Annotated in this window: 13 protein-coding genes; 8 read left to right on the top strand and 5 right to left on the bottom strand. The window is 68.8% G+C overall.

What is annotated here, in order from left to right; genetic code table 11:
- Nucleotides 1-29 precede the first annotated feature (29 nt).
- From ACWER9_RS12675 to ACWER9_RS12665, 3 genes are all read right to left on the bottom strand, one after another.
- The gene (locus ACWER9_RS12675) at nucleotides 30-1,469 is read right to left on the bottom strand and encodes a glycoside hydrolase family 43 protein (RefSeq protein ID WP_452301954.1); all 1,440 of its coding nucleotides are present in this window, start codon (nucleotides 1,467-1,469) and stop codon (nucleotides 30-32) included.
- 35 nt (nucleotides 1,470-1,504) lie between these two features.
- Complete coding sequence (locus ACWER9_RS12670) at nucleotides 1,505-2,914, bottom strand: family 43 glycosylhydrolase (RefSeq protein ID WP_452301953.1); 1,410 nt, start codon at nucleotides 2,912-2,914, stop codon at nucleotides 1,505-1,507.
- A gap of 176 nt (nucleotides 2,915-3,090) precedes the next feature.
- Complete coding sequence (locus ACWER9_RS12665) at nucleotides 3,091-4,356, bottom strand: MFS transporter (protein WP_452301952.1); 1,266 nt, start codon at nucleotides 4,354-4,356, stop codon at nucleotides 3,091-3,093.
- A gap of 58 nt (nucleotides 4,357-4,414) precedes the next feature.
- On the opposite strand from ACWER9_RS12665, the gene ACWER9_RS12660 reads away from it, so the two are divergent.
- Together ACWER9_RS12660 and ACWER9_RS12655 are read left to right on the top strand one after the other, a co-directional pair.
- Nucleotides 4,415-5,374, top strand: coding sequence for an ArsR/SmtB family transcription factor (locus ACWER9_RS12660; protein WP_452301951.1), 960 nt, complete (start codon nucleotides 4,415-4,417; stop codon nucleotides 5,372-5,374).
- A 70-nt stretch (nucleotides 5,375-5,444) separates the two neighbouring features.
- A complete protein-coding gene (locus ACWER9_RS12655) occupies nucleotides 5,445-6,044 on the top strand; it encodes a GNAT family N-acetyltransferase (RefSeq protein WP_452301950.1) in 600 nt (199 codons plus the stop codon).
- 19 nt (nucleotides 6,045-6,063) lie between these two features.
- Here ACWER9_RS12655 and ACWER9_RS12650 read toward each other — a convergent pair whose 3' ends face one another.
- Nucleotides 6,064-6,939: an endonuclease/exonuclease/phosphatase family protein gene (locus tag ACWER9_RS12650; protein ID WP_452301949.1), complete on the bottom strand. Its 876-nt coding sequence runs from the start codon at nucleotides 6,937-6,939 to the stop codon at nucleotides 6,064-6,066.
- A gap of 143 nt (nucleotides 6,940-7,082) precedes the next feature.
- Nucleotides 7,083-7,709 (bottom strand): mycothiol-dependent nitroreductase Rv2466c family protein, encoded by a 627-nt coding sequence (locus tag ACWER9_RS12645; RefSeq protein ID WP_452301948.1) that lies wholly within the window; start codon nucleotides 7,707-7,709, stop codon nucleotides 7,083-7,085.
- Nucleotides 7,710-7,748: 39 nt separating this feature from the next.
- Here ACWER9_RS12645 and ACWER9_RS12640 point away from each other — a divergent pair, with 39 nt between their 5' ends.
- The 6 genes from ACWER9_RS12640 to ACWER9_RS12615 all read left to right on the top strand — a co-directional run bounded on the left by ACWER9_RS12640 (nucleotide 7,749) and on the right by ACWER9_RS12615 (nucleotide 13,018).
- Entirely contained in the window at nucleotides 7,749-8,291 is a 543-nt protein-coding gene (locus ACWER9_RS12640) for a MarR family winged helix-turn-helix transcriptional regulator (protein ID WP_452301947.1), read from the top strand.
- A gap of 30 nt (nucleotides 8,292-8,321) precedes the next feature.
- Nucleotides 8,322-8,855 (top strand): GNAT family N-acetyltransferase, encoded by a 534-nt coding sequence (locus tag ACWER9_RS12635; RefSeq protein ID WP_452301946.1) that lies wholly within the window; start codon nucleotides 8,322-8,324, stop codon nucleotides 8,853-8,855.
- A 32-nt stretch (nucleotides 8,856-8,887) separates the two neighbouring features.
- Entirely contained in the window at nucleotides 8,888-9,391 is a 504-nt protein-coding gene (locus ACWER9_RS12630) for a polyketide cyclase (protein ID WP_452301945.1), read from the top strand.
- Nucleotides 9,392-9,419: 28 nt separating this feature from the next.
- Nucleotides 9,420-9,872, top strand: a complete 453-nt coding sequence (locus tag ACWER9_RS12625; protein WP_452301944.1) for a pyridoxamine 5'-phosphate oxidase family protein — start codon at nucleotides 9,420-9,422, stop codon at nucleotides 9,870-9,872.
- Between the two features lie 375 nt (nucleotides 9,873-10,247).
- On the top strand, nucleotides 10,248-11,609 hold the full coding sequence (locus ACWER9_RS12620; protein WP_452301943.1) for a ricin-type beta-trefoil lectin domain protein: 1,362 nt from the start codon (nucleotides 10,248-10,250) through the stop codon (nucleotides 11,607-11,609).
- 68 nt (nucleotides 11,610-11,677) lie between these two features.
- Nucleotides 11,678-13,018 carry a ricin-type beta-trefoil lectin domain protein gene (locus ACWER9_RS12615; protein WP_452301942.1) on the top strand — a complete coding sequence of 447 codons (1,341 nt, stop codon included), beginning with the start codon at nucleotides 11,678-11,680 and terminating at the stop codon, nucleotides 13,016-13,018.
- The last annotated feature ends 122 nt before the right edge of the window (nucleotides 13,019-13,140 follow it).

Here is a 13,140-nt window from a genome sequence, read left to right as displayed (position 1 = left end):
AGTCGAAACTCCTTGTTCAGGGGCCAGCGTCAGCTGGTCACGCGGAAGGTGGCGTCGGCCCGGCTCTGCGCATCGGGGACCGGGTCGAGCCGCAGCAGGTAGGCGTAGTGCCGGAGGTAGCGGTCCGGGTGGCTGTACGACTGGAACGACGTCCACGAGGAGTTGGCAAGACCGGCGACCTGCCGGAACGTGGCGTCCGCGGCGAAGGTGGACGTGCCGTCGTTGGCTTCCAGTCGGAAGTCGTACCCGTAGTGGCGCAGGTAGTAGCCCGGGTAGTTGACCGATTGGATGGAGACCGTGCCGGAGCCGACGAGGCCGGGCACCAGCCGCCACTGGCCGTCCTGGGCCGGGCTGACATTCGGGTCGATGCGGACGTCGTAGTCGTAGTGCCGCACGTACCGGTCCTGGAAGTTGTACGACTGGATCCGGTTGACCGCGGTGGCGGGCCAGCGGGCGAGTACTCGGCTCTGTTCGGCGGCGGTCAGGTTGAGGATCGTTCCGTGTCGCTTCTTGGTGCCGCCCATCGCGTACGAGCCGGACGCCGGCAGCCGGTAGCTACCCGGGCTCGACGGGTCGGTGGTCACGACCGGCAGGTAGCCGCGTCCGCTGGAGTACTGGTCGAGGTAGAGGACCCACTCGTTGCGGGTGTTCATCTTCATCCACATCGGGCCCTCGACCTGCGCGCCGGTCAACCCGATGCCGGAGAGGTTGCCGAGGCTGGTCCAGGTGCCGAGGATCGAGTTGCTGCCTTCGAGGGCGATCTGGCCGTCACGGGAGGCCCGGACGTACCGGTAGGCGCCGACGCCGGTCGGCACCTCGACGATCTGGGTGTCGATGATCTCCTGGTTTCCCGGCCGGTTGATGTAGACCTGTGGCGTGGTGACGCTACGGAAGTTCGTCGTCCGCGCGTAGTAGATGCGGTGCTTGGTCGCCCCGTTGAGCGGGACGTTCGTCGCCCAGTACAGGACGTAGTCGTTGGTGGCGGGGTTCCAGATCGCCTCCGGCGCCCAGGCGTTGCGTCCGTCCGGGATCGCGCCGGCGACGTTCAGCAGCCACGGCGCCGACCAGGTGACCAGATCGGTGGACTCCCACACGACGAGGTTGCGGCTGCCGTTGTTGATCGCGGCCGACCAGTCCTGGCCGCAGCCGATGCACAGGTCGGTGGCGATGATCCAGTACCTGTCGCCGCTCGGCGAGCGGACCAGGGCGGGGTCGCGCACACCGCGGGTGCCGATCGTGGAACGCAGGACGAGCCCGCCGTTGTTGAGGTCCGTCCAGCGCAGGCCGTCGGTGCTGTGGGCAAGGTAGATCTGCTGGTCGGTCGACGACTCGCCGGTGAAGTGCGCCATCAGGTAGCCGACGGTCGGGTCCAGCGCGGCCGCCTCCTTCGGTGTCGCCGCCGACCAGGTGGTGAACAGCAGACAGGCGGCGACCATGACCGCGCAGAGCCGGGCGAGGACTCTCGACATGTGTCTCTCTCCTTAGCGCAGGGGTTACCAGTCAGCTACAGGGCCGGTACGACCGGACGGATGGTGCCGTCGGTGTTGAACTCCATCCGGTCGATGGCGGTCTCGCGGTTGGTGCCGTTGCCGGCCGGCACGGCGAACCGGTGGTACGCGATGTACCAGGTGTCGCTGCCGGGCGCCCGCACCACGGAGTGGTGGCCGGTGCCCTTGATGCCCACGTCGAGGCGCTTCTGCAGCACCACGCCGCGTCTGGTCCACGGCCCGAGGGGTGAGGAGCCGGTGGCGTAGGCGACCCGGTAGTCCTCGCTGCGCGTGTCGTTCTCGGACCACATGAAGTAGTAGAGACCGTTGCGCTTGAACACGAACGGCGCCTCGTTGTAGCCGGACGGGGTGACGACCCGCGCCTGCGCCGCGTCGAAGGAGACCATGTCGGCGTTCAACCGCACGGCTCGCGCGACACCCTGCCCCCAGTACAGGTAGGACTGCCCGTCGTCGTCGGTGAACACCATGGGATCGATCGTCTGCCCGCCGGAGAACTGGTCACTGCGCACGAGCGGTCGGCCCAGCGCGTCCCGGAACGGCCCGGCGGGGCTGTCGGCCACCGCCACGCCGAGCTGTTTGGCCGTGTTGCCGCTGGCCGCGCCACCGCTGAAGTACAGGTAGTAGCGGCCGTTGGCGCTGGCCACCGCCGGTGCCCAGGCCGAGTTGTCCGCCCAGGACACGTCCGGTCCGTGGTCGAGGATCACGCCGTGGTCGGTCCAGTTGACCAGATCGGTGGAGGAGAACGCCTTGTAGTAGGTGCCGGCCCAGCTCGCGTAACCGTCGGTGGTCGGGTACAGGTAGTAGCGGCCGTTGAACACGGCGATGTGCGGGTCGGCGAAGAGGCCCGGGATCACCGGGCCCTTGGTGGTCTTGGGCACCCAGGGCGCGACGAGGCGGAAGGAGCTGTCCGCCCGGAACGCGGCTGTGTCCTGGTAGGCGTCGAGCCAGAGGGCGAAGTCGCGGTGCCGGATCCGCCGGGTCGGATAGTTGTACGCGGCGAGCGACACCGAACCGCTGACCGAGCCGTCCACCGCGCAGAATGTGGCGTCGGCCCGGAACGACGCGTCGCCGGTGTTCGGGTCGACTCTCAGCCGGTAGTCGCGGTGCCGCAGGAACAAGCCGGACTTCGTCTGGAAGGAGTAGCAGGCCGGCGACGCCAGGCCGTTGACCACGGTGAAGGTGGCGTCGAGCTTGGTCTGGTTGGCACTGCCGGAGGTCACCGGGTCGAGCTGACCGAGGTAGTCGACGTGGCGTACGTACCGTCCGGCCTGGTTGACCGCCTCCAGCGAGACGGCCCCGGTCGGCAGCGTGGCGGCCCGCGCCGGCCCGTCGACAACCACCACGACAGCCACGGCGGAGAGCACGAGGAGGGACCGCAGACGCCTGGTCGATGTTCCCGACGGCATTGCCGTCCTCCTGCGCCGTGGCATCACGGGCCCAGCCTCCTTAGCGAAGCCGTGCGTGTTAGCGTTAACACAGATCGGCTAGAGCCATTACCGGCATGATGTGTACGGCTTATTACGGTCACGTTGCGGACAAGTGTCAGCGATCGCATCGACAGGTGTCAAGAGATCGATCACTGTCACTCTTGTGCGCTGGCTTCCACCTGTCGAAACTCGGGAGACGTGACCGTCCGTAGCGTCGCCACGAACGCAAGGGCGCAGACAGCCGCTCCACCCCAGAAGACCGCTCGCACGCCGGCCAGCTCTGCGGTAAGGCCGGCCACCAGGGCCCCGAGCGGCATCGATCCCCAGCTGGTCAGGCGACTGACTCCGCTGTAGCGTCCCATCATCTCGTCGGGTACGACGAGTGCGCGCAGCGAGCTGTAGGTGACGTTCCACGCGCCGGAGCCGACGCCGCCCAGGATTGTCGTCACGGCGATCAGCCGGGGGGACGAGGTGATCGCCGGCGCCGCCAGCAGAACGGCGAAGCTGGCCATCGACGCGGTGAGCAAGACCCGCCGCCCCAGCCAGCGGGTGAGAGCGGGCGCGGCGGCGGCGCCCACGACGCCGCCCACGCCCAGAGCACCGATCAGCAGGCCGTACTCCGCGCGGTTCAGGTCCATCGGTCCGGGTGCGATCGCGTAGACGACGAGCACAGCCATCCAGGCCGCCCAGCATCCACTCGCTGCGCCGGCCACCAGCAGCAGGGTCCGCAGGATCCTTGCCTGCCAGACGTACCGGATTCCCTCCCAGATGTCGGCGCGGAGTCCCCAGGCGTTCGTCGCCGGCCCCGGGTAGCCGGTGCCGCGGTAGTGACCGGTCATGACTGCCAGGGCGAGCAGCGCGCCCACGTAGCCGACTCCGCCGGCGCCGAGCGCGACGGCCAGTCCCGCGGCGGCCAGCAGCCCACCCAGAGGGGGCCCGACGAACTCGTTTGCCGCAGTCTCGGTGGCGGTCAACGTCGCGAACGCGGACTCCATGCGGCTGCGGGGTACGACCATCGGCACGACCGACATCCGGGTCGTGTCGGCGAACACCTCGGCGGCGCCGAGGAGCAGCGCCCCCACGTACAGGCCGGCCAGCGGCAGAGTGCTCACGACGATGGCACCCACGAGCACGGCGAGGACCAGGGCGCGCGCTGCGGCCATCGTCATGATGAGGCGTCGGCGGTCCACCCGGTCGGCGAGCGCGCCGGCGGGCAGTGAGAACAACAACCAGGGCAGGGTGTTGGCCAGGGTGGCACCGGCAACCAGCGCCGGGGAGTCCGTCATCGAGACGGCCACCAGAGGCAAGGTCAGTTTGACGATGCCGTCAGCCAGGTTGGTGACCGCGGCACCGGCCCACAGAGCCCTGAAGTTCCGCGCGCTCACAGTCGTCGGGTCGACCGGTCGAGTGTCGCTGTGCATGGCCCGGAGCTTGCGACATCCCGCGACGCCTCCCTAGAGTTTCGACTGGGGACGAAACATGGCGGTATTCCTGGTCGACGCCGAAGTGATGGCGCAGGCACGTTTCGGCACGTCGCAGCTGACCGAGACGTTGGCGGCGCTCAACATGCTGCGCCGAGGTCAACCGCTTCCATGGCATCGGGCTTGGAGGGACCGGCACGTCGACGCCTTCCAGGGCTATCTCGACGGCGACCCGGTGACCGCAGCCATCGTGGCGCACGCGATGTCGTCTTCCTGGATGGCCGACTTCCTGACGGTGCCTCCGGCCCACCCGGACATGACGCTTGACGACGAACTCATGGAACTGGAGTCGCTGCCGGACGACCGGATCCGCGCGGATCTGGCCCATGTTCGTGCCCCGCTGGCCCCGGACCTACGCGCTACCGGGTTGGCGAGCCGGACGGCCGACCTGTTGCGCTGGGTATGGCGTCACACGATCGAGGCCGACTGGCCACGCCGGCAGTCGGTGCTGCGTGCCGACGTCGTGTCCCGGATCTCCCGCCTGAGCAGGGACGGGTGGTCCGGGGTGCTCAACGACATGCGGCCGGGCATGCGCTGGCTCGGCGACGGCCGGTTACAGGTCGAGGAGCGGCCTTACCCACCGTCCGACGTACGGGGCGGGACGCTGACCTTCTTCGCTGCCCACTGCCGGGGAGGCTGGATCTCCTGGAGGTTGCCCGACCGCTTCGGGATCGTCTATCCGGTGACGGGAATCTTCACCGAGTCGCCTCCGGCCACACCGGATCCTCTCCGCAGCCTGCTCGGGAACGCACGGAGCAGAGTGCTGGCGCAGGCGGCCGAGCCGGTCAGCACCACGGGCGTGGTCGCCGCGACCGGACTGCCGCTCGGCACGGTCGGTGGCCACCTGCGCGTCCTGACGGAGGCCGGCCTGCTGCACAAACGCCGGTCGGGGCGGGAAGTCCTCTACTGGTGGACGGACACGGCTCGGGCGCTCGTGGCCGGCGCGTCATCGTCCTGACCCTCGACGCCGCCGGCCGACATCCGGAAACCGGGTTGCCCGCATCGGGTGCCACGTCCAGGATCAGTCGATGCCCAGCGAACAGGCGACCCCCGACTTCTCGACCAAGCCCACCCTCACCGGCGAGCGGGTGATCCTGCGCCCCTTCGTCGACGACGACCTGGACACCTTCCGGGCGGTGGTGGCCGACGCCGAGGTGGCCCGGCTGACCGGCAGCCCAATCGACGACGCTCCCGACGAGGAACGGATGCGGTCCTGGTACGGCAGCCGCAACGCCCAGACCGACCGACTCGACCTGGCGGTCGTGGACCGCGCCACCGGGGCCTGCGTCGGCGAGGTGGTCCTCAACGACTGGGACCCCGACAACCGGAGCTGCAACTTCCGCACCCTGCTCGCCGCCGCCGGCCGCGACCGTGGCCTGGGCACCGAGGCGGTACGCCTGGTCGTCGGCTACGGCTTCGAGAGCCTCGACCTGCACCGCATCTCGCTTGAGGTGTTCGCCTTCAACCCCCGCGCCCGGCGGGTGTACGAGAAGGTCGGCTTCGTCGTCGAAGGCGTGCTGCGGCAGGTCCTGCGCGACGGTGACGACTGGGTCGACGCCACGGTGATGTCGATCCTCGCGCCCGAGTGGGCGGCGCACCGGGGGCACCCGGAGCGCCGCGACTCGTAGCTGGCGGAGGCCGACGGCCTCAGTTCTGGACGGAGAACGTCGCGACGACTCCGTTGTGGTCGGAATTGGTGCCGCCGACGATGTCGTAGCCGGTCATCCACATCACCTGGTACTCGGGCAGCCGCTTCCAGAAGTAGACGTAGTCGATGTGCCGGTTGCCGTGCGTTCCGGTGCCCTTCTCGCCGTAGAGGTTGTAGTTGGAGCGCAGGTTCGGCAGCTCGTTGGCTTCGAAGACCTTCCACGGGAACTTCGCGTACCCGTAGCTCCGGTCGGCGCTGAAGTCGACGTTGAGGTCACCGCTCACGATGACCTGACCCTCGGCCTGCTTGTCCACCGCTAGATCCTTGAGGCCCTGGAACTGCGCCTCGGCGCACCTGGTGCGGGGTAGGTCCTGCGGCTGGCCGGCGGTTTCGATGCTGGCCACCGCGTGGGCGTTGATGTGGGTGACGGTGCGGCCACTGGCCTTGTGCCGGTACTTGACCCAGTTGTTGTAGCGCGCGGGCGGCACCTCGCCGGGACCGTTGGTGTCACAGACGAAGATCGAACCCTTGTCGAGTACGTCGAACATGCTCTTCTTGGCGATCAGTGCCTCGCCGGCCTGGTTGGTGCCGCCCGGCGCGTACAACCACCAGCCGTTGTCGGCGGCCCAGTTCTCCAGGTACGCCTTGCGGTTTCCGACCTCGTTGAGACCGATGACGTCAGCCTTGGACGCGATCAGGTTCAGATCGTGTACGAAGTCGGCCTGACTCAACCCGTAGTAGATGTTCAGCGTCGCCGCCCTGAAGGTCACGCTCGCGGCAGTCGCCGGGGTTGCCGGCAGCAGGGCCGCCGCGAGCGCGAGCACGCTCGCGAGTGCGCCCAGCGCGCGGGCCGACCAGTTCGTTGTCCTGCGCATCGTCTTCCCTCCGCACGAACCGCCGTCGGTGGCGGCTGCCGCAGACTATCGATTCGAGTCGACGCGATACCGAACACGCGGTAACCAAAGATCGACTGGCCTGGGTCAGGGGGCGACCGGCTCCCCCGGTGTCCCTGGTGGAGCTAGGCGAAGGTGAGACTGTCGGACCGCGCGCGTTTGAGCTCGGAGAAGGCTCGGCAGCCGGCGAGCAGGCGGGCACCGTCGAAGACGCGGACGGCCTCCTCCCCACGGAGTACCGAGGTCAGTACGGGGCCGAAGAAGGCCACGTCGTCGACGACGACCGTCGGGGTGCCGAGGTCCTCGCCCACCAGTTGTTGCGCACGGGCGGTGCTCGCCCGCATCTGCGGGTCGAGGTCGCTGCGGTGAGCGGCGTCGGCCAGGTCGGTGGGGAGGCCGGCCTCGGCCAGGGCCAGCGGGACGACGGTGTCGAAGTTCTTGTCGCCGGCGTCGTGGATCCGGCGGCCGAGCGCCGGGTAGAGCCGTGCGAGGGCGGCGGAGCCGTGTTGCGCGGCGGCCGCCACGCACACCCGCGCCGGCCCCCACGCCCGGTCGTTGAATTCGCGGTACCAGGGCTCCAGGTCGCGATGCTCGTTGATCACCGCGAGGCTCATCACCTCGAACCGCAGGGCGAGCGGCCGCATCTTCGCGACCTCCATGAGCCAGCGGGAGGTGATCCAGGCGAACGGGCAGGAGGGATCCACGTACGCCGTGACCACCGGAATCGATGCACCTGTCGACTTATCTTCCATGGAAGACAAGTTATCTTCTTCGGAAGCTAAGATGCAACAGTGGATGACGACCGGATCGCCGACATCGTTGGCCAGTGGCGTCGCGAGCGCCCAGACCTCGACCCCACCCCGCTGCTGGTCATCGGTCGTATCCAACAGTTGGCCGCCGTACTCGATGTGGCCCTGCGACCGCCGTTCGCGGCGGCGGACCTCGGCAACGGTGACTTCGACGTGCTCGCGGCGCTGCGCCGCGAGGGTGAGCCCTACACGCTCACGGCAGGCCAGCTCAGCCAACGCATGCTCGTCACCACCGGAGCGGTGACCAAGCGGGTGGATCGACTGATCACCCGCGGCCTCGTGTCACGCTCGGTCTCCACAGCCGACGCGCGCGGCAGGGTGGTCGGCCTGACTCCGGCCGGCGTGACGCTGACCGACCGACTCATCGAGGAACACCTGGCCAACGAGGCGGCCATCCTCCGGGACCTCACGAGCAACGACCGCAGAACGCTCGAACGCCTACTGGCGGCGATGACTCGGACTTTGGGCTCCGGAGCTTCCGGGCCGGATGGCGCGACCCGGGACGGAGAACGCCCTCGGTCGTGACTCTGCCACCCTCCGGACTACGATTCCGCCATGAACGACACCACCACCGCCGGCGTACGGATCCGACGGGGTGGCCCGGCTGACGCGCCCGCCGTCCTGGACATGCTCGACTCCGCGGTGGTCTGGATGAATGACCGCGGCAACACCGAGCAGTGGGGCACGAGGCCGTTCTCGGAGAAACCCGAGAGGGTCGAACAGGTCGACCGGTACCTGACCGAGAACATCCCGTACATCGCGGAAGTGGACGGAACGCCCGCCGCAGCCCTGGTGTTGGACTCCGGGCCCGACCCGCGGGCCCCGATCGCGCCCGCCGACGAGCCCGAGCGGTTCGTCCGCCTCCTGGTCTCCGACCGACGGTTCGCCGGCCAGAAACTCGGCTCGGCGCTGTTGGCGCACGCGGTGCAGGAAACCCGGCGAGCCGGCGTGCGGTTGCTCCGGGTCGACTGCTGGGCGGGCGGCGGTGGCGAGTTGGTCGCGTACTACGAGCACCAAGGGTTCACTCGCACCGAAACCTTCCTGGTCGGATCCTGGCCGGGGCAGGTGCTGGCCCAGCGGGTCGATTGACCCATGCTCGTGGTCATGGCCACGATGGGTGCGTGATCGGTGACCGATGGGGTGTGACCACCAGCGAGACGCTGCGGGCGTATCCGTGCGACGACTTCGTCGTCGCACCCACCTTGCAGGCATGGCGCGGGGTGCGGGTCGACGCACCCGCCGCAGCGGTCTGGCCGTGGGTGGCCCAGGTGCGGCTCGCCCCGTACTCGTACGACTGGATCGACAACCGCGGCCGCCGCTCACCTCGACACCTGGAGGGCCTACCCGAGCCCCAGGTCGGAGAGGCATTCACCACCGCTGGCGGGCGACAGTTGGGCCGGATCGTCTCGGTCGACCCCGGCAGACACCTGACGAGCACCATCATGGGCGCCTTCATGTCCTACGTGCTCGTCCCCCAGGAGCACGACACGACACGCCTGCTACTCAAGGTCGTCATGCGGACGACCCGGTGGGCCGCGCCCGCGCTGTCCGTCGGCGACCTGATCATGGCTCGGCGACAGCTGCTCAAGCTGAAGGACCTCGCCGAGCGCAGCGGAAGACCTTAGGCCGTCAGGTGTTCGGAGGAGTCACGACGTGAAATCGGAACCACCGCGCAACCTGACGCACCGTAAGCAGGACACGCTCGCCCGCCTCGACCGCGACCTGGATGCCTGGGTCGCCTCCGCGGACCGGGACGGCAACCCCTACCTGGTGCCCCTCTCCTTCCTCTGGGACGGCACGGCCGTCATCCTGGCCACGGCCGAGTCCAGCCCGACCGCCCGCAATCTGCGATCGTTTGGACGGGTACGGATGTCGGTCGGCACGACTCGCGACGTGGTGCTCATCGACGGCACCGTCGAGAGTTTCTCCCGTGAAACCGTGCCGCGCGACCTGGCCGACGCGTTCGCCGCGAAGCTGTGGGACGCGCGGGTCGGCGCGACCCGCTACGCGTACTTCCGGGTCACGCCTCGCCGGATACAGGCGTGGCGGGAGGAGAACGAGATCGCCGGTCGTGACCTGATGCGTGACGGTCACTGGCTGGCCTGACCGTCTGCCGGCGCCCACCGACGCGCAACCCGCCGGACACAGCATTGACATCTTTCACTGCGCGATCTAGCGTCGGGGCGAATCGATTCGACGCCGAGCCGGGTGTTTCGGCACCGTCGGTCGAACGGTCGCACAGTGTTCGGGCGCACGGTGTGGCCACCATCGGTTCGACGAACGACTGGTCCTGCGCGGGCGGCGAGACCAGCGCCGGGACCTGTGTCGATGAGCTGGCCGGGCACCGTGCGCCCATCACGTCTTCCGGGGCTCATCCGTCGCGAACGTGGTCGGCGGGCAGGACCTGCGGTGCCACGGCGGTGCGTTGGTCGCGATGGACGCCCCTTTCAATCAGTTCTTCCGAGTAGCGGGAGCCCCTTCATGACAGGACGTAGACCCATCCTTGGTCTTCTTGCGACGGCGGCGGCCGTCGTCATGACCGTGAGCGCAGCGGCACTGGCCGGCGGCTTGAGCACCACCGCGTCGGCCGCGGACGTCGGGGCGGCAGCAGCGACCGCCGGGTGCGGCAAGGCGCCAACCCTGACCAGCGGCCAGCGGACCATCCAGAGCAACGGCCAGAACCGCAGCTTCATCCTGAGGATCCCCGACAACTACGACAGGAACCACCCCTACCGGCTCATCTTCGGGTTCCACTGGAACGGCGGCACCGCCAACGACGTCGACGGCGGCGGGTCCGACGGGGCGGCCTGGTCCTACTACGGGCTGCGGCAACAGGCGAACAACAGCACGATCTTCGTCGCTCCCCAGGGCAACGGGAACGGCTGGGCCAACCCCGGCGGCCAGGACGTCACCTTCGTCGACAACATGATCAGCCTGATCGAAGCCGATCTGTGTGTCGAGACCACCCAGCGCTTCGCGCTCGGTTTCAGTTACGGCGGGGGCATGAGCTACTCGCTTGCCTGTTCCCGACCGGGTGTCTTCCGCGCCGTCGCGGTCTACTCCGGTGGTCAGCTCAGCGGGTGCAGCGGCGGCACCCAGCCGGTCGCGTACATGGGGATCCACGGCCTCGGGGACTCGGTGCTCAACATCTCTGCCGGACGGTCCCTGCGTGACACGTTCGTCCGCAACAACGGGTGCACCGCACAGAACCCGCCGGAGCCGAGGGCAGGCAGCCTGACCCACATCACCACCACCTACTCCGGATGCCGGTCCGGCTACCCGGTGGTCTGGGCCGCCTTCGACGGCGGGCACACCCCCGGCCCGGTGGACGGCGGAGGGGACAGCGGGGCGAGGACCTGGACCAAGGGCGAGGTGTGGCGGTTCTTCACCCAGTTCGGCGGCACCGACCCGACCACCCCACCCACGACCCCGCCGCCGACCACCCCGCCGCCGAGCGGCACGTCGGCCCTGCGCAGCACGTCCTCCGGACGGTGCCTCGACGTCAACGGGGCCTCGCAGACCAACGGCGCAGCGGCGATCATCTGGGACTGCCACGGCCAGAGCAACCAGAGCTGGACCTCGACCTCCGCCCAGGAACTGCGTGTCTTCGGCGGCAAGTGCCTCGACGTCAACGGCGCCGGCACCGCCAACGGCACGTCGGTGATCATTTGGGACTGCAACGGTCAGTCCAACCAGAAGTGGCGGGTCAACTCCGACGGATCGATCACCGGAGTGGGCTCGGGCCGGTGCCTGGACATCGTCGGCAACGGCACGGCAAACGGCACGCGCGTCCAGATCTCGGACTGCACCGGTGCGGCAAACCAACGGTGGAGCCGGAGCTGAGCCAGGGGACATTCCCGCAGGCAGGCCCGACCCAACGGATACTCGTCCACGCACAAGGAGGCGCAACTGTGCCACGTCGCAAACTGTCCACCCCCTGGGTGGCGGCAGCCATGGCGGTCATGGTCCTGATCGCCGTCGGAACGTACGTCCTCACGACTGTCGCACCGGCGGCGGCAGCCACCACCGCCGGCTGCGGCAAGGCGCCCGGTCTGACCAGCGGCACCCACACCATCCAGAGCGGCGGGAAGAGTCGCAGCTTCATCCTTCGGCTGCCCGACAACTACAACAACACCTACGCCCACCGGCTGGCCTTCGGGTTCCACTGGCTCGGCGGTACCGCCACCCAGGTGGCATCGGGCGGAACCGACGGCTCGGCGTGGGCCTACTACGGCATGCTCTCGCAGGCGAACAACACCACGATCTTCGTCGCCCCGCAGGGCCTCAACAACGGCTGGGGCAACTCCAACGGTGAGGACGTGACCTTCACCGACGACATGATCCGCGCGATCGACACCGCGCTCTGCGTCGACACCACACAACGCTTCTCGGTCGGGTTCAGCTACGGCGGCGCGATGAGCTACTCGTTGGCGTGTTCCCGGTCGACGGTGTTCCGCGCGGTCGCGGCAATCGCGGCCCCGGGGGCGATCAGCGGATGCAGCGGCGGCACCCAGCCGGTGGCGTACCTGGGAATTCACGGCATCAACGACAACATCCCGAGCGGACGGTCGCTGCGCGACAGGTTCGTCCGCAACAACGGGTGCACCGCGCAGAACCCGCCCGAACCAGCGTCGGGCAGCCGCACCCACATCACCACCGCGTACTCGGGCTGCCAACCCGGATACCCGGTGCTCTGGGCCGCGTTCGACGGCGGGCACCAGCAAGGCCCGGTGGACGGGTGCGCCGGCTGCGAGAGCGGCGCGCGGAGCTGGGTCAAGCAGGAGGTGTGGAACTTCTTCGCCCAGTTCGGGTCCACCGTGCCACCCACCACTCCCCCGCCGTCGATCCCGCCGCCCGGCCAGCAGAACGTGCTTATCGCGAGCAGCCCGGCCAACCGGTGCATCGACATCCCCAACTCGAGCACGACCAACGGTGCTCGTGCGCAGCTGTGGGACTGTCACGGTGGCACCAACCAGCGGTGGACCTACACCGCCAACCGCACCCTGACCGTGTACGGCAACAAGTGCCTGGACGCCAGCGGAGCGGGAAGCAGCAACGGCACCGCGGTGATCATCTGGGACTGCAACGGGCAGGCCAACCAGCAGTGGAACCTGAACTCCAACGGCACCATCACCGGCGCCCAGTCGGGGCTGTGCCTCGACGCGGTCGGCTCCGGCACGGCCAATGGGACACAGCTTCACCTCTGGGCCTGCCACGGCGGCGCCAACCAGCAGTGGAGCAGGCGCAACTAGTTTCGCCTTATGTCGGCCGCGCGCCGCTCGGGCAGGACGCCGATGTCGAACCGCCACTTGTTCTGGTCGACGGGCGTACCGGCCGGGGAGTTGAACTCGTCCTGCCAGCTGATCGGGCCGAT

Source organism: Micromonospora sp. NPDC003944, from assembly GCF_053605225.1.
The sequence above is the reverse complement of the archived record's forward strand: the minus strand, read 5'-3'. Positions and strand labels throughout refer to the sequence as shown.